This is a genomic window from Bdellovibrio svalbardensis (genome assembly GCF_029531655.1).
Classification (GTDB): Bacteria; Bdellovibrionota; Bdellovibrionia; order Bdellovibrionales; family Bdellovibrionaceae; genus Bdellovibrio; species Bdellovibrio svalbardensis.
The window spans coordinates 107635-128329 of record NZ_JANRMI010000003.1 but is presented as its reverse complement, the minus strand read 5'-3'; the positions used below and the strand labels follow the sequence as shown (position 1 = coordinate 128329).

Genomic DNA, 20695 nt, shown 5'->3' with positions numbered 1-20695 from the left:
AAAGGCGGTTTGCACCGCCTTTTCTGGGAAACATTATCTTGGGTACAAACCTCTGAGAAGCATCGCTTTCTCAAGGCGTTGAACTGAAACCGCCATCGCAGCAGATCTCATGTCGACGTTTTTCTCAGTCGCAAAAGAGTGACCTTTGTCGAAAGCTTTTGTGATGATCGTTTTCAAACGACCGTTCACTTCGTCTTCGTCCCAGAACAAAGCCATCGTATCTTGAACCCATTCAAAGTAAGAAACGATCACGCCGCCACCGTTAGCAATAACGTCTGGAGCGATGTAAACGCCACGTTTTGTAAGGATTTTTGTCGCTGCATTTGTTACAGGTCCGTTCGCACCTTCAACGATGATTTTCGCTTGGATTTTTTCAGCGTTGTGCGTGTCGATTTGATTTTCAAGAGCGCACGGGAACAAAGCATCACATTTAACTTCAAGCAAATCTTCATTGCTGATTGGAGTTGCTTTAGGGTAGCCCTTCAGGAATTTGTGAGCTTTGATGTACTCAAGAACTTCAGGGATATCCAAGCCGTCGCCGTTGAAGATACCACCAGAAACGTCGCTGACGGCAACGATGCGAGCACCGCGCTCATGCGCGAACTTAGCTGCGAAAGAACCCACGTTGCCGAATCCTTGGATTGCAATCGTTGCGCCTTTCAAGCTCATTTTGTTCACTTCGAAAGCTTTTTCAGCCACGTAAACAACACCCAAGCCCGTTGCATGGTTACGGCCCAAAGAACCACCGATTTCAACCGGTTTACCAGTCACCACGCCAGGTTGTGCGAAGCCACCTTGTTCTTGAGAGTAAGTATCCATGAACCAAGCCATCGTTTGTGGATCAGTGCCCACGTCTGGAGCTGGAATATCTTTAGTTGGTCCAACGAAAGGTCCAATTTCAGAAGCATAACGACGAGTCAGGTTTTGTTTTTCAGTACGGGAAAGCTTGGTTGGATCAACTGTGATACCACCTTTAGCTCCACCCAATGGAAGACCTAGAACAGAGTTTTTGAAAGTCATCAAAGCGGCAAGGCCGACAACTTCTTGAAGGTCTACGTTTTGGTGATAACGGATGCCACCTTTGTAGGGGCCCAAAGTTGGAGAGTACTGAACACGGTAGCCTGTGAAAACTTTCACAGAGTAGTCGTCCATACGTACCGGTACAGAAACTGTGATGCAACGACGTGGACGTTTTAATCTTTCAAGAACGTTCGGGTCGCAGTTAATCAGCTTAGCTGCTTCATCGAGAGTTTGAATGGCATTTCTAAACAATGGGCCATCATAAAGAGGTTCTATTTGTGATCCGTTTTTTGATCCGTGAGGGGCTTCCATGATATATGTCTCCTTAAAAATACACTGTCGAATTTTAATTAAGTAAATACTCAGTGTCACTCAGGAAAAAGGTGATGACTCGGTGGTTCTTTTTGGCCACTATGAAGGCCTATGCTTCGGTCTTGTTTGCTCTCTATCAGTCTTACTTTTTTGACCTTTTCGGCCTCTGCTTTAAGTAATCAGACGCCACAACAGACCTTTATGGAGCAATTTCAAAGCTCGCGGATTTGGTTCCCGCCGGAAGATTCGCCCATCCTTGCAAATAGCCCCGGGCGTTATCCGACAACCCTCAATTTTCTGTTTGAAAGCGTCTTAGGCTGGACACCGACCGGTCTGGGCAAGGCCATGTCCACCTCATGCAATCCAAATGTCTGGCAGGCCCGCATGCTGGATGCTCGCGTGAAAAGCTCCGCACAAATTCAAGGGGCACTGGTACAAAAATATTTTCAGGAATGTCGCACAGAACTTGAGACCGGTGATAACAGCGGACTTGTGAACTTGCGAAAAATGATGACCATGAACTACAACCCGCAAGGGCATCCGTTTTTGCGTCGAGTGGTTGTGAATCTTCCAGGAAATGTGCGTCTTAAAGGATTGCTGGGCTTAAAGGGCGACTTTAAACGTCGTCCCTTCGTGATTATGCGTTTGGGAATCTTTTCGAGTGTCGAGGATTTCCGGCCGGAACGTGCTTGGCTTATGATGCTCTTTGAACAGTCGCCATTTAACGTGTTGGTCCTGGAAAATATGACCAGCGGTGATTTTGTTGCCGATAATAATCAGTTTTCATTTGGTGGCTATGATGAAGGGATTCAGAATCTCTTACTGGCCAGAATGCTTCGTGATTCCAATGAACCACTTTCAAAAGTTGTCGACAGCGTTCATATGTTCGGTGTCAGTCTTGGTGGGCACGGGGTTCTTTTCTCTTCTTTGCTGAGTAAATATAATTCTCCTGCGAACTATCCACTTATCCAAAGCTCTTTGGCATTTTGCCCGGTCGTCCATTTGCAGGAGACCATGCAAAATCTCACGCAAAGTGGGGTGAAGTCGGCCTTTGTTGATTTGTGGAGCCGTCGTCGCTTGAGTGGACTGGATCAGAAGTTGCCATCCTTGGTGCAATACGAAAGTTTCAGTTTCCTGACCAAGGCAATTTCGGAAGTAGTCAGAAATTATCACGGCGGTCTGTCTTATATTTCCAATGTGAAGTTGCCACCGGGTATGAAAGACGGAGCTGAGTTCTGGGCCCTGAATGACTTCTGGAAGTCCTACAATGATGTGCAAGAACCTGTCATGATCCTGGCGACCTCACAAGACCCTTTGGTTCCCTTTGAGATGAACTCTCAAAATATCGCCAATAAAAAACTTAAAATCGGCAGCAAGAATGTCAAAGTGGTGGAGCTTCCGCAAGGTTACCATTGTACTTTGCCGGTTCCTTACGACTGGAAAGCTCTGACGACGGTGTTTCAATCTTATGTTCTTTCCCACTCGCCGGGGTTTCATTTGAAAGAGCGGAACTTAACTGTGGATTTGAGTGATGATGAGTGGAAAGGATTCTTCGAAGGTCCGGTTGTGACGAACTTTGAGGTGAGAGAGCCTGCTAAGGATCAGAAGTTCGTTCGTTTGGAAATTAAAATGACGAATGGGAAGAAAGACGATCGCAGTATGAATCTCAGTCTGCCTTTGTCTGAGTTCGATTTCCGTTTCCTCAATAAAGATCTGACACTTTCCGAGAAAGAAATGATTGTGCGCTGGCTAAATCAAAACTTGCGTGTGAGTTTGATGCAAAATTCCGCCAAGGCCAGTTTGAAAGTCACCTGGCCGGTGGCCCTTTAAAAATTTGGGTTGAAAAAATCATAGAGGAGTTTGTACTCTTTGGACTTTTCCTGAAGGCTCTTTGAAAGAGCCTTTTCTATTTTGGGTAAGAGCTCCAGATGCTTTTTGTTCAAACAAAAATAAAGCGGAACTTTTTGAAAATATTGTTTCCCGATGCGAACATCCACAAAGGTTTTGGGCGAGGAAATTTTCAGTGAGGCAATGATTGGATCGGGTAATATAAGATAGTCAGCTCTTCCCGATTTTAACATCTGAAGGCCTTGCTCAATGCTCGAGATCTCTTCGGCGCCAAGGTCACGACGTTTGAGATCTTCTTTAACTGTCAAAGTGTTTAAGATAACCAGTCCTCTGGATTTATTCAGCTGGTCTTCGTTGATTGTTGTGTTCTTAATTTTGTAGAGAATGTGATACTCGATAAAGCCTAAGGGTTTAGAGGAAATAATAATGTTCGGATAGTTTTGAGCGACGAGCTCGCTTCGGATAAGTTCACCATCGAGTGTCCCTTTGCTGACAAGTGAAGAGGATCTTCCTAAAGGAAGCGGCGTAAAAGAGACGGTGATCCCTTCGCGCTTTAGGGACTGGACAAAGAAGTCCTCGAGCTCTTGGATTACTAAGAGTTTGTCGTAACCCTCCTGGACAGCAATTTTCAAATGAATGCCGTCAGCCCAGCTAGGACTGCTGAGAAGCAAAATAACCCAGATGAGAAGCCGACAAGTCATGGCTTATTAGCCTCTCAAGAAATTTAAAGGGCAAGATAAAAGGCTCTGTAATCACACATGTCTGCTAGTGCTAGCGGCTGCCGCCGCGAACACAAATGTAGTTTAAAAAAGCAGCCGGGTTGACGTTGGTATCTGGAGCGGTCCAGCCACCAGAAGAAACATACACTCTTCCTCCGGCAAGAGCCCAATGAGCATTTTCCTCACCGGATTTGCCAATTGTGATGCCGCCGCGGTAGTCGCCCAAGCCGCCAAGGGCGCGCAAGTCATCTTCACTTGGAAGATGAGCATTGTAGCTGTCGCAGACCCAAGAAGCTTCCTGATTGAGATCTTTCATCTTCGCCGTGGATGGACGGTTGATCATGCCTTTGGTGACAAGCTCAATGGATTTGCCCATTAGTTTTAATGAAGAGGGGAATTTTGTGCTTTGATATTCGTGGAAAACTTGGCCAGCCAGGTCTTGCGTTGCCGTCACACCTTCGCCGCTGGCGACGAAATTTTGTTCAAGCCCCGTACGTAGATTCAGTACCGTGACAGTAATTTGTAAGCCGGGTTTGCGGTTGGAGTTAACTGAATAAACACCGTAAATAGCCATGTCATAATTTGATTGGGCGGAACCCATATTGGCAAATTGCAACTTTTGAATCTGAGGCTGGAAATAGCGATAGAATTCATCCAGACGTGCCTTAAAGACGGCTTCCAAAGTGGTACCCAATTGGGCGCGGCCCTGTTTGCGCAGGTTCAAGATGTGTTGATCAAAGGCGATCAACATTTTTGCGGCCTCAGTGCCGCCAGCCCCTACCATCATCAAGCTGGTGGCTTGGTTGACGTACTCAGCTCGTTGTTGGCCTATAGAGCGCGCATAGGTTTCCCTAAATAGATCCAGATCGGCACCTTCAATAAAGCGAATGGATGGGAAGACGCGATAAATAGAAGAGTCCGGAAGCGGAGCTGGGGAGGCTGCATGGGCAGGGCCCGTGTAACTCACGCATAAAATAAGTGATGTAATGACTAGCCTGATTTTCATAATCATTTTCCTCTTTCAGTCGCAACGAAACTTTTGGGGTCATTTCATTATGCGAGGCCTGTGCCATTTCCTGAAAGCTTTGCTTTGATTTGAAAGTCCTGGCTGTGCCTAAGATCTTTACAGGTGCCGTAAAGGGACAGAACTATTTAGTGTTTAGAGGTTGGGATTTATGAAGGTATTGATGTACTTGTAGTTGTTCTTCTTTTTCGCTTGGCGAGAAAAAGACTTTTCAATTTTGGGCATGAGGTTTTTGTACTTCTTGTTCAGGCAAAAATACAAAGGAATGCGTTGAAACATTTCGGTTGATGTCTTTAGATTCACGAAGAGCTGTGGCTGGGTGTCCCTGATGGCGGCAATGATCGGGGCGGCGAGAATAATATAATCAGCGCGGCCTGAATTCACCATCTGTATGCCCTGTTCAAGACTGGGAGCTTCGTCGACTTTAAGATCTCGTTTGCGAAGCTCATCTTTTACAGTCGTACTGTTAAGGAGGACCAACCCCTTGTAGGACTTGAGCTGATGCTGGTTGAAATTGGTGTTCTTCTCTGAGTAAAGGATATGATAGTCGGCGTAGCCCAAGGGTTTTGAAGTTAAAATCAAGTTGGGACTTTGCTCGACAATGTTGGCAGCGCGAATCAGCTCGCCGTCCAGTTCGCCTTTATTTACCAAGGCTACAGATCGAGCTAAGGGGAGGGATCGGAATGTAACGTGGATGCCTTCCGACTCCAGGGCGAGAGTTACAAAGTTTTGTACTTCTTTGATCGCGGAAATCTTATCGAATCCTTCTTGCATGGCGATTTTTAGAGTCAAGGCTTCAGCGCGAGAGTTGCTGCCAAAAAGCAAAATGGTGACTACGAAACTAGTTAAAAAACGGTGAAGGCTCATTCTTTTATTACGAAGGTGCTCACACTAAAGAGCAAGTGGAATTGTGACTTAGTGGTGCTGAACAGCAAAGGTCATATTGTATTTCACATTTTGGACCTAGATCTGCGTTTTGAAATACTCAGAATGCTCTGCAAGCTTTTCCATGTAACCACGCACGTCTTCCTTCGCTTCTTCGGGTAATCGCGCAAAGGGAACAATGTGCTCGTCGGGAACGTATCGGAAGGTAAAATTAATTCTGCGAGTTTCAAAATTTGAAATCTCGTTGAGCTTAAAATGAGAGTCTTCTTTTCTGTCCACTCGTTGGACACGGTGGAATAAATGTTTTTTGAATTTATCACCAGCGAAGATCTGCAGTGAACTGTCTTCCAGCCATTGTTGAACAACGACATTGGATTTGCTTTCAGTTCCCTGGCTGGAGACAAATTGGAACAAGGCGCGTTCACCGAAAGAAATTGAGGCCACCGGTCCGGGTTCGAAATCTTTGTGCTCGCCAACGCGAGCGCAATCCAATTTTTTTCCATCGTCTTGGATCTGGTCACCGTAGTAATTGATCAGGCAAGTATTCAGATGCCAGCCGCGAGGAATATCGCGAGGCTCATAGTGCGCATGCACCATTTCTTCAAATTTTTGAATCAGGTATTCCAAAATAGGTGGAAAGCCTTCAGCCGCGACACAGCGATTAAAGATGCCTTTTGGAGGATGATAGTAGTTCAAACAAGCAAATTGCCAATTTCCCAGCCAGTAAACCGGGCGCAAAAGAGGACGTTGTTTTTGATTCTCTGGCGGCGGATTGTTTTTCGAATAGCGCATTTCCCAAATTGGATAAAGCGTATTGAGGTAGTTGAAAATCTCTTCTTTTTCGCGGGCCGAAATGTAGTTGGGTTTGTAAATCAAAGCGTTCGGAGCGGATTTATCTTCTTGGGCTCGGCTGGAAAGGGGACGCCCGCCATTGACGGGGCGATTTTTTGGACCGCTCTTAGGGGCGGCCGGTTTGTTGCCTGAGAATTTTGCTTTGGATTTAAACATGAGAGCGGTTCTATCATAGGCCCCAGCTAAGGCCAAGTCCGCGATGTTAGGGGATGACAGCGGGGGCGGCTTCGGCTAGAAATGAGCCTAGGGAGGATGAAAAAATGACAACACCCGTACAGGCCCATCTAGGTCCTCAAGAAAAACAGCTTTTGATCAACCAAATCCCCGCACTTAAAGGTAAAAAGATCCTCATTATCGGTGACGTCGGTTTGGATGAATACGTGATGGGGCAGGTTCGTCGCATCAGCCCGGAAGCTCCCGTTCCAGTTTTGGAAGTTGAAGAAGAAGACATGCGTTTAGGCCTGGCGGCCAATGTGGCGCAAAACGTGGCCAGTCTTGGTGGCTACCCGATGATGGTTTCAGTTGTTGGTGATGACACTGGAGCAAATCTTCTTAAAGAACTCTGCATTAAAAATGGCGTCAGCTGGGACTACATGATTGTCGATAAAGCTCGTCCCACTACGCGCAAGACCCGTGTGATGGCCAAACACCATCACTTGGTTCGCGTGGACTATGAACTCAGAAAATATCTTTCTGAGGAAGCCGAAGCACGTTTGATTGCGACTGTGGAAAAAAACGTCGCGCAAGCTGATTGCGTAATTATCGAGGACTACGCCAAAGGTGTGATTTCCCGAAATGTGGTCGAGAAAGTTTCTGCGATCTGCAAAAAAGCCAATAAAAAACTGATGGTCGATCCACACCGTAATAATCAAGGGGCCTTCTATCAAGGCGTTGATTTGATCAAGCCAAATTACGATGAAGCCGTTGTGCTTACAGGAATGGATTTTGACGATCTAAAAGGCAATCCCAATAAAGTTGTTGAAGTGGGGCGTGCTTTACAAAAAATCACAGGCGCCAAGGAAGTGGTTCTGACCCGTGGAAAAGACGGTATGACTATTTTCTCTGGTGATCAGATCACGGAAGTTCCAACCTACGCTCAAAAAGTATTCGACGTCACAGGTGCTGGCGACACCGTTATCGCAGCCTTGGCACTTGGTTTGGTCTCTGGTCTTTCTCTGGTACAAAGCTGCATGCTCGCTAACAACGCCGCAGGCGTCGTCGTCGGCAAAGTCGGCTGCGTTCCATGCGAAATCCCGGAACTCATCGAATACATCAACACCGTCCACTAAAGGTACACCGAAATTTTTATTAGTATGAAGTGTTAGGCCTCAGCAATGAGGCCTTTGTTTCTTGAAAGGATCGGACATGACTCAAGAGAGAAATTTCAAAGTAAATTCACAGCTTCTTCCCGAGGGTTTTCCTCGTGAGTTCGATGCGCATATTTATTTTGATGAAAGCTCTCGTGCTTTTGCGGAGAACCTTCGCGAAAAAGCAATTGCTGCGTTTGCAGGTCGGCGTGTGTTCACGGGAGATATGATCCCCACAGGTATCGGCCCTCATCCTATTCCGATGTTTGAAATGAATTTTCCCAAAGAGGTGTTTACGGACGTGGTTCTGTGGCTGATGCGGGAACGTGGAAGTTTGTCTGTGCTGGTTCATGAGCTGACAGGTGATGATCTCTATGATCACACCCAGGCGGCATTATGGTTGGGGCCTCAGGTCGAATTGAAGTATTCTGTCTTTTAGAAATACTCTGATCTCCTGCTGGGGTGACTGCCCAAAATTGTTAAGTGTTAACTTCGTGAGTCTTCGCGAAAGTTAAAAGATCCTTATCTTCATTGAATTCTCTTTCAATTCAAATTTACTGCAAGTGTCTCACTCTGGGACTGGTGCATTCGTTGCTATTTATGCCAGTGAAGGAGTACCCCATGAAATTTTCCAATCTACTTCGTTTGAGTCTTGTGACTTCCGTGATCTTTACTGGTTTTTCGGCTTTTGCAGAAGACGATGCCAATCTATTGATTTTCGAAAACAAGGAGACGGTACAAAGTCAGCAGGCGCCCCCTCTGATGACAGAGATGGCGGATGAGATTCAGGTAAAATTTGATCCTTCTGAAGTCACTGAAGTTGATAAAGAATTCAACCGCGAACGCTTTGTTAAAAAAGCCCGCGCTGAGATGAATACTGAAATTCCAAAAGATGTACTGTATGAATTTGAAGGTCCCAGAACAGAGGCGGAACTTGAGAAGCTTTTGCAGCTTTCGGATAGCGAAGTCGCATCCTTTTTGGCCAAGAAAAAAGCCTTTCTTGGGAAGTTCGCAAAAGTCTTAGCTTTCTTCCGAGTTGGTCCCGCAAAAATCAACAAAGCTTTGAATGAGCTCAATGGCCGCTTCTATGAGAGTTCCCACGTAGTTTCGCGCAGTAACGTGAAGGGCGGTTCGATGATGTTCTCTATTTCTGGTGGCTTGGCGTTGCCGCAGAAAGTGATGGAAGCCTTGCATAAACGAAGCATCGGTTCTTTCATTCCTAAATCCGGTGGTTTTTATTATATGTTGGGTCTTGGTGCGGGCTTCGCCCGTAAAGTCGATGCGAATAATAAATCAAAATTTGTCTTCGAAGTTTTTGTCGATGTAGAGAAACTAAAGAAAACTCTCACTGGTATCGTGGAGGTTTCTGCCGCGGGAACTTACGGTTTGGTATTTGAAAAGCGCGAGGGCGCCTTTATGTCTCAGAAGAACACCACCATGTATGGCGGCGCGACGGGAGTTTTCCGTCAAGGTTCGCATCAGTTCGGTTGGGCGGCTTCAACAGGATTGTCGTTCCCTCCAGGAATCGGGATTCTTTTGGTTTATCAGGATGAAGCCACTCGCTATTACCTTTTCCGCACGGAAGGTCTGAAGGCGTCTTTCCCGGCACTGCGTATGGTGAAGGACAATATTGTTTCCGCTTTAAGAAACATTGCCTTCAATAGAGGGTCTTTAGTGACCTGCCAAAAAGCTCTTCTCTAGAGCCAAGCAGTAGACAGTCAGGCATTTTTTCCACGATTTTAAACCCTGCCAATTCAGTTTGGTGGGGTTTTTCCTTTTAAAGACCCTAAATCAATGGAATTGCTAGGCTATCCGGCTCTCCTATGCTACAAACTCGCCACACATAATCCTTAACCAAACGGGATCAAGCTGCCAGATCAGCCGGCCAAATCAGTTGGCCAGATCGGGCGCTAAGAACCCAGCTGTAACAAGCACGGCTGTAATAAGCCAAGGAGCCCTTAATGGAATTGAATGACGGTATCGACCTCATTTCTACTGCCCCAGTGAACTATGCTGACGACAACGTCGCAAAGCCTCTCGAAAACAAACCCACTAATTTCTATTCTCTGACACTTGAAGATTTGAAAGCTTACCTCAAAGGTAAAGGCAAAGAGCAATTCCGCGCTCAACAGATTTTCAAATGGGTTTTTGAGCAACGTGTGACTGACGTTGAACAGATGACAAATCTTTCTAAAGATTTCCGTGCTGAGTTGCCGAAGCTTCTTTCATTTGACCTTCCTAAAGTCGTCACTCATTTGAAGTCCGTGGATGGAACGCAAAAATTCCTGTTTGATGTGGGTGACAATCTCACAGTTGAGTCCGTGGTGATTCCTTCCGAGGGCCGTCTGACATTGTGTATTTCATCTGAGGTGGGTTGCAACATTGGTTGTAAATTCTGTTTCACTGGAAAACAAAAACTTAAGCGCAGATTAAGAACAGAAGATATCGTTGGTCAATTCATGCAGGTTCATGACCGCCTTGAGGAAGGTCAACGCATCACGAATATCGTATTCATGGGGATGGGCGAGCCACTCGACAATCCAGAAGCGGTGTTTAAAACGATTGAAGTTCTTCACTCTCCTTGGGGTATTAATTTATCTCGTAAGAAGATCACAGTTTCAACTTCAGGGATCGTTCCAGAGATGTGGCGTATTGCGGATGCCAAAGTTCGCTTGGCCGTCAGCTTGAATGCGCCAAATGATGAGATTCGCTCCCAAGTGATGCCGATCAATAAAAAGTGGAACACCAAAGCTTTGCTGGATGCTTGTAAGGACTATACCGACAAGACCGGCGAGAAGATCACTTTCGAGTACGTTTTGCTTAAAGGTGTTACAGACCAGTTGGAGCATGCACGCCAAGTGGCGAAACTGACTCGTCATATTCCTTGTAAGATCAATATCATTCCCTTCAATGAACATCCGGCTTCGCCTTACGAGCGTCCAGCCGATGAGACTATTGAAGCCTTCCATGCGGAGCTCAGTCGTTTGGGTGTGCATGTCTTGTTGAGACGCTCAATGGGACGCGATATTTTTGCAGCATGTGGTCAATTGAACAGCACGCACAAAGAAAACACGGCGACGATGGATATCTCGAATTCAAAGCTTGCGGGCTTGCCGAAGTCCAAACGTGAAGTGTTGGCAGCAAACGCGCTTGAATTCGCTGCGAAAAATGCGGCACTCAATGCAGCAAGCTATGAAGCAGAAGACGCTGGCGAAAACAGCGAACTTAAACAATAACTATACAGAGCCTACTCCGATGAAGTCGGAGTGTAGGCAGAAAAAATCGGAGATTATTAAAATGTCAGAAATTCTAGTTGTTGGAAGCCTTGCTTACGATTCAATTCAAACTCCTTCAGGAAAAGCAGATCGCGCCTTGGGCGGCTCTGCAAATTACTTCTCTTTGGCGGCTTCTTTGTTTTCTAAAGTTCGCGTGGTTGGTGTAGTTGGTGAAGACTACGAGCAAAAAGACTACGACATGTTGAACAACCGCGGTGTTGATCTAGCGGGTCTGTCTAAGGTTCCAGGAAAGACTTTCCACTGGGCTGGTTCTTATGAAGGCGATATGAATGAGGCGAAGACTTTGCAAACGGATTTGAACGTGTTTGCAGATTTCAATCCGCAATTGCCAGAGCATTTCAAAGATTCATCTTTCGTGTTCTTGGCAAATATCGCCCCTGAATTGCAACTGCAAGTTCTAGAGCAGGTGAAACAACCTAAATTCGTAGGCATGGACACGATGAACTTCTGGATCTCTATCAAGAAGGAAGCCCTTCTTGAAGTTGTTAAAAAAGTGAACTTGGTATTGATCAATGAAGGTGAAGCAAAAATGCTGACGGGCGCTGCGAACGCAATTTCAGCGGCTCCGATGATCACCGCGATGGGTCCTTCTGCTGTTGTTATTAAACGTGGTGAGTATGGATTTGCTATGTACACCAAAGAAGAAGGTTACTTCATCTTGCCAGCAATGCCGATTCCAACAGTGATCGATCCAACTGGCGCCGGTGACACTTTCGCAGGTGGCTTCTTCGGTTACTTGGCTGCGCAAAAGAATGTTCCGACGGTAGAAAACTTGAAACAAGCTTGTATCATGGGTTCTATGATGGCGAGCCATACGATCCAGGATTTCTCTGTGAAGGCTTTGGAAAAAGTCACTTTGGGTGATTTGGAAAAACGTCTGACAGCTTACAAAAAAGTGATCACGATCTAGTTTTGTCATTGTTTGAATTTTAATTGAATAAAAGGCACTGATGTTGAATCAGTGCCTTTTTTATTTCTAACCCTCGAGAGCATGGGCCTTTCCGATTGCTTTGACGACTAAAGCATGTTTACTTTTGTTTATGCGGTTATGGCTCGTTATTCTGTCGCTAATAATATCTTCCCAAGCGCCGGCAGAGTCGGTTTGGAAGGGCTATACCGAAGAGTTTCCTCCCTTTAACTTCAAAAAAGATTCTGAAATTGCAGGGGTGTCGACCGAAATCATCCGCAGTCTTTTCGCAACTGAAAAAATCTCTGCGCAGATTGTACTCTTGCCTTGGGCGGAAGGCTTTCGCCGCGCTCAAGAAGAGGATCATTCTTTTATCTTTACGATCTCCAGGAAGCCTGAGCGCGAAAAGCTATTCAAGTGGGTGGGGCCCATTTTGAAAGACACGTTTTACTTAGTCGCTCTGGAGAACTCCAAAATTCGTCCCACCAGCAATCCCTTGGATCTTCGAAAGTACAAGGTCTCTGGGATCAAAGGGGATCATCCTGTGGAGTTTTTAGAGCACTTGGGATTCAAGGTTCAGCATATTGATGACGACGTTGAACGCTACAAGCTGATGCGTTCAGGAAAGCTGGATTTAGATATCATGACCGAAGTCAGTCAGGCGGCGTATGAAAAACTGTATCAATTGAAATTCAAAAGAATCACAAGACTTTACAAGATAGATTATTTTGTGGCTTTCAATTTGAAGACTTCACCGCTGCTGGTGGATCGACTGAATAAGAATCTTCGCCAGTTCCGTAAGGGCAAAGAGTTCAAGGAAATCTATAAGCGATATACCGGATCCGATTCGCCGCAGCTGTATTAGCCAAGTCCAATTGAAAAGCCATGAATTTTCGAGGGCTTAGGGCATCGCGAATGTGCCAATTCGAGACTGTCCAGACCAAGATCCAGACTAAGATCCTGATCTCGACCCTATTTTGTTTTGTCCTCAAGGCAGATCCAGAAAATGCCGATATTTCCAATAGCCTATGAGCAAAAAGAATAAGAACTCTTCAGCAGCCGAAAACCTTATTGAGTCATTGATGGATGATCTCAAGGAGATTCAATCCGAGTCGTCATACAATGACGGCGGCAACGGCAATATTCTTATGAGCTCAGGAGAAGACGAAAATGACTTCTCGGGTATGCCTCTGGAGGCGGATGATCATCGCGTTGATGGCACGAATTCAGGTTCCAATAACCTTTGGGACAGTCTTGAAAAAGACATTGGCGTGAAGATTGAGAAAGAAATAGATGCTTCAGAGTTCACGGGTGGTGCAGAATCAGAATACGATGCTGCCGACAACGATGGCTACGAAAGCAGTGATTCAGGTGCTTTGGATTTGTCTGCTCCCGAAGGCTTTGGTGATTTGCCAGCTTCTGAAAGATTCATGTCTCTTCCTTCTGCAGAGGAGGAAAAGTACAGTGGTCCTTCATCGGATCCAGGTTATCAATCCGCTGATGATTTATTCTCTCCGCCACCAGCATACACATACGAAAGCGCTTCTGATGACGAGGCGACACGCCCTGTTGGCAGCCCTGGTGCCGGTTCTGCGGGCGGTGAAGACAAAACGATCTCTATTCAACAAGATTTAAATTTGACGTCGTCGTTGGCTACTGGTGCTGAAGATAAAACTTTGGCAGTAGATGGTTTTGCGAATGCTCGTTTGGGTGCACGCAAAAATGTTGATGTTGATGTCAAAGTTAGTGTCGGGAACTTCCGCGGCAGCAGTCGCACGGGAGCAGCCAATGTTTTAACGTCCGTCGATGCCAGCTTGGCACAGGCGGAAAACTTAAAACTTGCCCAACAGCGTATTCTTGAACTTGAAAAAGAAACTGAGCATCTTCGCGCAGAAAATGAAGAACTGGCTTCGGCTGGTGAGATCATTCGTTCGCGCACAGATGAATTGTCGGTGCGTATTTCTTCTTTGGAAAAAGAAAAAGAGGAAGTTCGTGAATCCGCACACAGTGAAATCCTTATTTTGAAGGGCAATCTTCAATACAAGGAAAACGAAGTTGCGAAGGCTCGTATCAAAGTTGATGAGCTGGAAACTCGACTTAAATCCGATTTTAAAAAGATCCGTGTCCGTGAAAGAGAACTCGAAAACAGATTGGAACTGTTGCGCGCTGAAAAGGCCGCTCTAGTTCGGTCTAAAGATGAGTATATTCTGGACCAGAAAAGAAAGATTGATCAGCTTTCTCAGGAACTGGATAATTATCGCAAGAAGTGTCTTGAACTTAACAAGACCCTCGAGGCGAACCAAGACCAGTTCAAACGTACCGAACGCGCCCTGCGTTTAGCTCTGACGAACTTAGAGGTCAAAGAGGAGAACCTCACGCCATTTAAGAAAGCAGAGTAAGTATGGAGTCCACCTCGACAGTAGAGTCCAGCGACGGCACAGCAGTCGTCGCCAAGCCCGCGCCTATCAAAAAAATCAAAGTTGTCGTGAGTGATTTGCATTTGGGCAAAGGACGTCTGCTGCCACAAGGTGGGTTGAACTCTTTGGAAGAGTTTTACTATGGTGAAAAGCTTGTCGAGTTCATTCACTACTATTCCACGGGGATCTATCGCGACTACGAAGTTGAATTGATAATCAATGGCGACTTCTTCAATTTCCTGCAGTGTGACTACAAAGGTCATTTCCTTTCGGTGATCACTGAAGCTGTAACACTTGAGATTCTGAAAGATATTGTTAAGGGACATGCCTCTGTTTTTCAGGCGATGGCAGAGTTTGCGGCGAAGCCCGGCAATAATATTACTTATATCGTGGGAAATCACGATCAAGGAATGCTATGGCCCGCATGTCGTGCGTTCTTAAATCAAGTCGTGGGTGCGCCAGTTCGTTTTAAAAACATCGTTTATTTCTTCGATGGTGTGCATATTGAGCATGGTCATATGCATGAAGCCGCCAACCGTATGGATCCTAAAAAATTCTTCCTAAAGAAGAATCTGGTTGAACCCATTCTGAACTTGCCATTTGGATCGCACTTCTTTTTGGAAGTGGTATTAAAGATCAAACAGACCTATCCCCATGTCGATAAAATTCGCCCTTTCGGTAAAATGGTTCGCTGGGGGATGGTCAATGAGACTATGACGATGGTGAAAGCCTTCTTTATGGCTCTAGTCTATTTCGTCAAAAGTGCCTTCATTGCAGATCCTCGCCGTCATTGGCCGATTAGAAGAATCATCCAGGTTATTCTGGAAAGCGCGATCTTCCCTGATCTTAGTGAATCAGCGCGTAAGATTTTGAATGATGACCGTGTGCATACAGTGGTCTTTGGACACACGCACGTTTATCAATATCGTCAATGGAGCGAGAACAAAGAATATTTTAATACAGGAACATGGACGGAGCTCACTTCTTTGGATATTGTGTCCTTAGGAAAAATCACGAAGCTTACGTACGTGCTCATCGAATACCCTGAAGATGGAGGACGCCCTCGCGGTCGTCTGAAAGAGTGGAAGGGTTATCATCGCATCGAGGAAGACGTCGCGATCTCGTAGTTTTTCCGCCTACTCCAGCGAAGCTGGAGTGCAAACCAGTCCGGCGAAGCCGGAGTGCAAACCAGTCCGGCGGAGAAATATATGTTGGAAATTTCACACTCAAGTCAGCCCATTCAAAATACTCTTCTTCAAGAATGCCAAGCTTCTTTGAAGCTTTTCATGGAAAGAAAAGAAATTGGTTTCCCGCAATTGGTGGAGCGAATTCAACTGTGGCAGCAGTCTCATAAACACGGAGCCGACTTCGCGGCGAAGTTCAAAAAACTGGTGATTGTAGGTTTGGGCGGAAGCTCATTGGGCACGCGTGTGATCGCAGAAGTTTTTCGCTCGCAATCACTGTTCTTCGTCGACAATGTCGATGCGCTAGAGTTTGAAACTCTGATTGAAGAGTTGGGTAGTCTTAAAGACGTGGCCTGGGCATTCATTTCCAAAAGCGGAACGACAATCGAGTCTTTGTGCGCCTTAGAACTGCTTGAACAAATTTATCATGATGAAAAACTCAGCTTGCCAGAGCACAGCATCGTGATCTCTGAAACGAAAGACAGTTCCCTGACTCAATGGGCGCGTAAGCACAATGTTCCAGAGTGTGAAATTCCTTTGGACGTCGGCGGAAGATTTTCGGTTCTGTCGCCAGTGGGAATGTTCCCGGCAGCATACTTGGGTTTGGATCTTGAGAAAATGCGCGTGGGTGCCAAGAGAGCCTTGCTAGACACAGCTCTGGTGACTCAAACGATGGCGCAAGTGCTGCAAAGTTATCAGCGCGAAGAGTGGATCACTTTGTTGTGGCCGTACAACTCACGCTTGAAAAATTTTGGCAGCTGGTTCCAGCAGTTGTGGGCAGAGTCTTTGGGGAAGAAACAAAACCGTGCGGGTGGTACCGCTCCGCGAGTGAGCACCCCGATGTGGGCCATTGGGGCTTCTGATCAACATTCCATTCTTCAGCAAGTGATGGAAGGCACGAAAGACAAATTCGTGATCTTTATGCGTGTCGAAGAATCAGAGGGTGGATCGCAGAAAATTCATAAAACACATTTTAGAGAAACAGCGGATCTTCACGGTCGCACCATGGGTGAACTTCTTCGTGCCGAGGCCCTGGCGACACAAGAGGCTTTAAATCAAAATGGAGTCGCAACGATGACCTTGAAAGCCAAGGCATTGGATGAAGAAACATTGGGCTATATGTTCATGTTTTGGCAGTTGGTTGTCGCAGGCCTTGGTGAATATCTGAAAATTAACGCCTTCGACCAACCAGGGGTCGAACTTGGAAAAGTTTTGGCCAAGGCAAAGCTTAAAAAAGTTTAAAGCTTAAGAGAAGCTCCGGGCCTGCCGGAGCTTCTGGTTCTTACTTCCCGTAATACGTGCCATTGACGTAAACATAGCCATCAGGGCGATGTTGCTTCGGATCTGAATGCAACCAATGCAACAGAGGTCCCTGCTGCGCCATAATCAGTTGCCCTCCTGCCGACATAACTTCTCCAACCTGAAGCGGGACTCTGTCCCCCATGTCAGAGTTATAGACTAACTCCACCGAGCTGTTATCACTTAAACGGACCAGCCATTTTTGATGAGGAAGGCCTTGATTATCATCAGGCAGAATTTCCTCAACGACCATTTGTCCGGCTTCTATATAGTTAACACCGCGGTCGTCATGGATCGCGCGGATCAGGGCCGAGTCATCCTTTGCAAGCGCAAGGGCTCGGGCAGAAATCAAACTTGAGAGCAAAACCAATACAGTAAAGAGCGACTTGGGCATGAAATCCTCACTTCGTTTGGGTTTAACAAAAGTTAACTTATTAAAAAGAGCAGAAAAGAGATAGAGGAATTTTCTGCGATGGAGAGGCTTTGAAAAAACAACCGTAGCTGACAATCTTAAGGACACCTAAGGGGCTGTTTTATTGGGTTTTTATCGGGAAAATTAACAAAAGTTAAATAAAGAGCTTGCATGAAACAGCAAATTGGATTCTAACACGCTCCCAAATAGGAGGGGTCTTATGGGGGTTTCACAACGAGTTCTCGGAGTGTTTTTGGGGGTGGTTTTAGGCACTGGATGTGCGCCACAAAGCCATCAAATGATTGGAACTGGAAACTCTTCCGCGATCATCGGTGGCACTGCTGTTGGGGAGCAGGATCCGATCAATATTTCCACCGTGCAGCTGCTTCATGTGGATCTCGCAAAAGATCAACAGGGTCATACCATCATTAAGGGCTTGGAAACGTGCACGGGCACAATCCTTTCTCAAGATATCATTCTGACAGCGGGTCATTGCTCTTCTAAGAATCCGCGAGAATTGATTTTGCTCTTCTCAAATCAGGTTCCAGATTTTAAAGCCTTCTTTCAAACGATCTCTCAAAATAAGCTGGTTCGTCGAGTTGTTGCCGGTGTGACAGCACCAAACTGGCAGCATCTCTCTGGCAATAGTGATGAAAACTGGGGCGATCTTTCATTGCTTCGATTTACAGGGGGACTGCCTGAGGGGTATGTGCCTGCGACATTACTTCCTGCCAATGCTGTTCTTGCTGCGAAGATGCCAGTCACTCTGGCAGGCTTTGGCGAAACCGATGGCGTGAAGCAAACTTATGCCACGGAGCTGTTGAAGGTCACTGTGCAGATCGCGGATCCCAACTTTACACAGACGGAAATGCAGATTGATAACACCAATGGTGAGGGAGCTTGTCATGGCGATTCCGGGGGGCCGGCGTATGTCAGTTCGAAAGGGCAGAACTATCTGGCGGGTGTGACCAGCCGCGCGGATATTAAGTCAGATCCTCAGGCGGTTTGTGTTGGTAAAACGATTTATACAAAAGTTCAGCCATACTTATCCTGGATCTCAACAGAGACACAGAAGCTGGAAGCAAATAGCAATTATGGTTTGATCATCGCTGAGCCTGTGCAGAAATAGCGGCTGGTAGTTGGTCGTCTCATTTTGACATCAAGACAAAGGTCGTAGCGACAATTGTGCTAGGCCAGTGACCAGCGAACAGAAAATTGAACAATGCTTGATTGTCATTCGTCGCTTGTGGGCTCTATAATTTTCTTTATGGCTCACAACGATGACAGCTCCGATAATTTAGAAAAAACCAGTATCGTCGCAAGTGATACTTTCAAGGGACGCTTGCGCGAAGCTGATGAAGTTCCACCGGCGATTCTGGTGTTGATTGGTCCTCCAGGATACGTTGGAAAACAATATCCTATCACTGCGAATGATATCGTTATCGGACGCTCGGTTGAGAGCCAAGTTTATATTGATGACAAAAGCTTGAGTCGCTCGCATGCAAAGTTTGCTGTCAACAACGGTGAAGTTTCCATCATTGATTTGGGCTCCACCAATAAGACCATCGTAAACAGTCAGGCTTTGCCACCGTTGGCATCTTGTTTGTTGAAAAATAATGATCAAATTAAAACAGGTAATGTGATTTTCAAATTCCTTGAGAAAGGAAGTTTGGAAGCGATCACGAACCAAGCGATGTACGAAAAGTCTCAGAAGGATGCTTTGACGGGCGCACATTCAAAAGGTGCCTTGATTGAAAAAGGCCCTGAGGCTGTGAAACGTTCCGAAGTGTTGAACGAGCCACTCAGTATCGTGACTTTCGATATCGATCATTTCAAAAAAATCAATGACACCTTCGGACATCCAGGTGGTGACTACGTTCTTAAAGAATTGTGCCGCATCGTGATCACGAAGTTGATTCGTGCGAATGACTTCTTTGCCCGATACGGTGGTGAAGAGTTCGTTTTGATTCTTTCGGGCTCAAACGCAAAAGTGGCTGGAGAAGTGGGTGAGCGTATTCGTCATACCATCGAAACCAGCGAGTTTGTTTTTGAGAACAAGAAGATCCCTCTTACGATTTCAGTGGGGGTCGCGACGAAGCAACCTCATGAGACCGAGTGGAGTCAGATTTACGACCGCGCTGACAAAGCTTTGTATCAATCAAAGCAAGGCGGGCGAAACCGCACCACAATTGCTCCTTAGATTTCATTAAGACATATTAAAGAAAAAGGTGCCCATTGAGGCGCCTTTTTTTTGCGACATATTCCGGTGGATGCTTGTCCTCGTTGTTGCCATTTCCTAACGAGCCAAAATAAATAACACTTGCTATGAAGGCCTTCACTCAAATATTGATAGAGGTCCTTATGATTCAATCGCGCACGTTTTTTTATGGAATGACTCTTGTTGTGACGACTTTGTTTTCGTCACTCTTGCACGCGGCAGAGATTAATAAATCGGGAAGTGTGAAAGCCCCCACCAGTCGAAAAGAATATTGCACCGGCGCTTCCGATGTGAACTATTTTAAAAGTTTGGTTTACAGCTATGAAAATCGCCTTTCTTTTTTGAATAGTGGCGGCATTGGTAATGGTGGTGTGTGTTGGTGGCATTCCATGTTTACCAGAAATGCGACCTATGTGGCGGTGTATCGACCTGATCTTCGTCGCGCGGATCGCCAGAAAGCTGTGGAAATTATCGCCGATATTGTCGATGGCAGGGCTGTTGTGGAAGTTCCCGGCTATCACAATCTTTATGAGTTCTCGACGGACTATCACCGCGAAATTCAAAGTGCTTTGAATCGCTGGCAAATTGGCGAGGGCATTGCATTTGGTTGGTTGCGTGGAATTACGGGCCGAACGCGAGTTGAGCCGGGAACTTTGAAAGTCATGATGGATGAACTTTATCAGGAAGTGAAACGCGGGCATGTAACTTATCAGAAGCTACAGATCCCGGGAATCATGGCTCATGCTTGGTTGGTCGTTGATATGAATAAGACCCTCATGGGATATGACCTTGAGGTGATTGACAGTAACTATCGCGATATCAGGACGATTCATTATCAAAAGGGCATGACTCATTTGAATGAATACAACTCAGTCCCTTACACCAGCCGCAACTCATCGCCTTATCAGGCCTATGCCTATGCGAAGAGCAACTACTGCCGCTTGGGTCTTAAGTCTACAGATATGCGCTCTCAACTAGCTCAACGCTAGACGGAG

General features: G+C 46.0%; 19 protein-coding genes. 13 read left to right on the top strand and 6 right to left on the bottom strand.

Annotated elements, in window-relative coordinates; genetic code table 11:
- Positions 1-33: 33 nt before the first annotated feature.
- Positions 34-1332 (bottom strand): Glu/Leu/Phe/Val family dehydrogenase, encoded by a 1299-nt coding sequence (locus NWE73_RS10715; RefSeq protein WP_277578318.1) that lies wholly within the window; start codon positions 1330-1332, stop codon positions 34-36.
- A 345-nt stretch (positions 1333-1677) separates the two neighbouring features.
- On the opposite strand from NWE73_RS10715, the gene NWE73_RS10710 reads away from it, so the two are divergent.
- Positions 1678-3162, top strand: a complete 1485-nt coding sequence (locus tag NWE73_RS10710; RefSeq protein WP_277578317.1) for an alpha/beta hydrolase family protein — start codon at positions 1678-1680, stop codon at positions 3160-3162.
- Here the strand turns inward: NWE73_RS10710 and NWE73_RS10705 are convergent.
- From NWE73_RS10705 to NWE73_RS10690, 4 genes are all read right to left on the bottom strand, one after another.
- Complete coding sequence (locus NWE73_RS10705; RefSeq protein ID WP_277578316.1) at positions 3159-3881, bottom strand: substrate-binding periplasmic protein; 723 nt, start codon at positions 3879-3881, stop codon at positions 3159-3161. The two genes, NWE73_RS10710 and NWE73_RS10705, sit on opposite strands and share 4 nt — an antisense overlap.
- 70 nt (positions 3882-3951) lie before the next feature.
- Positions 3952-4905, bottom strand: a complete 954-nt coding sequence (locus NWE73_RS10700; RefSeq protein WP_277578315.1) for a hypothetical protein — start codon at positions 4903-4905, stop codon at positions 3952-3954.
- A 153-nt stretch (positions 4906-5058) separates the two neighbouring features.
- Positions 5059-5790 (bottom strand): type 2 periplasmic-binding domain-containing protein, encoded by a 732-nt coding sequence (locus NWE73_RS10695; protein WP_277578314.1) that lies wholly within the window; start codon positions 5788-5790, stop codon positions 5059-5061.
- 96 nt (positions 5791-5886) lie between these two features.
- Positions 5887-6816 carry an alpha-ketoglutarate-dependent dioxygenase AlkB gene (locus NWE73_RS10690; RefSeq protein ID WP_277578313.1) on the bottom strand — a complete coding sequence of 310 codons (930 nt, stop codon included), beginning with the start codon at positions 6814-6816 and terminating at the stop codon, positions 5887-5889.
- Positions 6817-6920: 104 nt separating this feature from the next.
- On the opposite strand from NWE73_RS10690, the gene rfaE1 reads away from it, so the two are divergent.
- The 9 genes from rfaE1 (at position 6921) to NWE73_RS10645 (ending at position 17013) form a co-directional block, all read left to right on the top strand.
- On the top strand, positions 6921-7949 hold the full coding sequence (gene rfaE1 / locus NWE73_RS10685; protein WP_277578312.1) for a D-glycero-beta-D-manno-heptose-7-phosphate kinase: 1029 nt from the start codon (positions 6921-6923) through the stop codon (positions 7947-7949).
- Positions 7950-8025: 76 nt separating this feature from the next.
- Entirely contained in the window at positions 8026-8406 is a 381-nt protein-coding gene (locus NWE73_RS10680) for a DOPA 4,5-dioxygenase family protein (protein ID WP_277578311.1), read from the top strand.
- A 182-nt stretch (positions 8407-8588) separates the two neighbouring features.
- Positions 8589-9668 carry a hypothetical protein gene (locus NWE73_RS10675; protein ID WP_277578310.1) on the top strand — a complete coding sequence of 360 codons (1080 nt, stop codon included), beginning with the start codon at positions 8589-8591 and terminating at the stop codon, positions 9666-9668.
- A 260-nt stretch (positions 9669-9928) separates the two neighbouring features.
- The gene (gene rlmN / locus NWE73_RS10670) at positions 9929-11203 is read left to right on the top strand and encodes a 23S rRNA (adenine(2503)-C(2))-methyltransferase RlmN (protein WP_277578309.1); all 1275 of its coding nucleotides are present in this window, start codon (positions 9929-9931) and stop codon (positions 11201-11203) included.
- Positions 11204-11264: 61 nt separating this feature from the next.
- Positions 11265-12173, top strand: coding sequence for a PfkB family carbohydrate kinase (locus tag NWE73_RS10665; protein ID WP_277578308.1), 909 nt, complete (start codon positions 11265-11267; stop codon positions 12171-12173).
- 130 nt (positions 12174-12303) lie between these two features.
- Complete coding sequence (locus tag NWE73_RS10660) at positions 12304-13035, top strand: substrate-binding periplasmic protein (RefSeq protein ID WP_277578307.1); 732 nt, start codon at positions 12304-12306, stop codon at positions 13033-13035.
- Positions 13036-13198: 163 nt separating this feature from the next.
- Positions 13199-14569 (top strand): hypothetical protein, encoded by a 1371-nt coding sequence (locus NWE73_RS10655; protein WP_277578306.1) that lies wholly within the window; start codon positions 13199-13201, stop codon positions 14567-14569.
- Positions 14570-14571: 2 nt separating this feature from the next.
- Entirely contained in the window at positions 14572-15714 is a 1143-nt protein-coding gene (locus tag NWE73_RS10650; RefSeq protein WP_277578305.1) for a metallophosphoesterase family protein, read from the top strand.
- A gap of 81 nt (positions 15715-15795) precedes the next feature.
- Complete coding sequence (locus NWE73_RS10645) at positions 15796-17013, top strand: glucose-6-phosphate isomerase (RefSeq protein ID WP_277578304.1); 1218 nt, start codon at positions 15796-15798, stop codon at positions 17011-17013.
- A 40-nt stretch (positions 17014-17053) separates the two neighbouring features.
- Here the strand turns inward: NWE73_RS10645 and NWE73_RS10640 are convergent, their stop codons facing one another.
- Positions 17054-17464 carry a DUF3465 domain-containing protein gene (locus NWE73_RS10640; RefSeq protein ID WP_277578303.1) on the bottom strand — a complete coding sequence of 137 codons (411 nt, stop codon included), beginning with the start codon at positions 17462-17464 and terminating at the stop codon, positions 17054-17056.
- 238 nt (positions 17465-17702) lie between these two features.
- On the opposite strand from NWE73_RS10640, the gene NWE73_RS10635 reads away from it, so the two are divergent.
- From NWE73_RS10635 to NWE73_RS10625, 3 genes are all read left to right on the top strand, one after another.
- Positions 17703-18611: a S1 family peptidase gene (locus tag NWE73_RS10635; RefSeq protein ID WP_277578302.1), complete on the top strand. Its 909-nt coding sequence runs from the start codon at positions 17703-17705 to the stop codon at positions 18609-18611.
- Between the two features lie 138 nt (positions 18612-18749).
- A complete protein-coding gene (locus NWE73_RS10630; RefSeq protein WP_277578301.1) occupies positions 18750-19682 on the top strand; it encodes a diguanylate cyclase in 933 nt (310 codons plus the stop codon).
- Positions 19683-19843: 161 nt separating this feature from the next.
- Positions 19844-20689, top strand: coding sequence for a hypothetical protein (locus NWE73_RS10625; protein WP_277578300.1), 846 nt, complete (start codon positions 19844-19846; stop codon positions 20687-20689).
- The last annotated feature ends 6 nt before the right edge of the window (positions 20690-20695 follow it).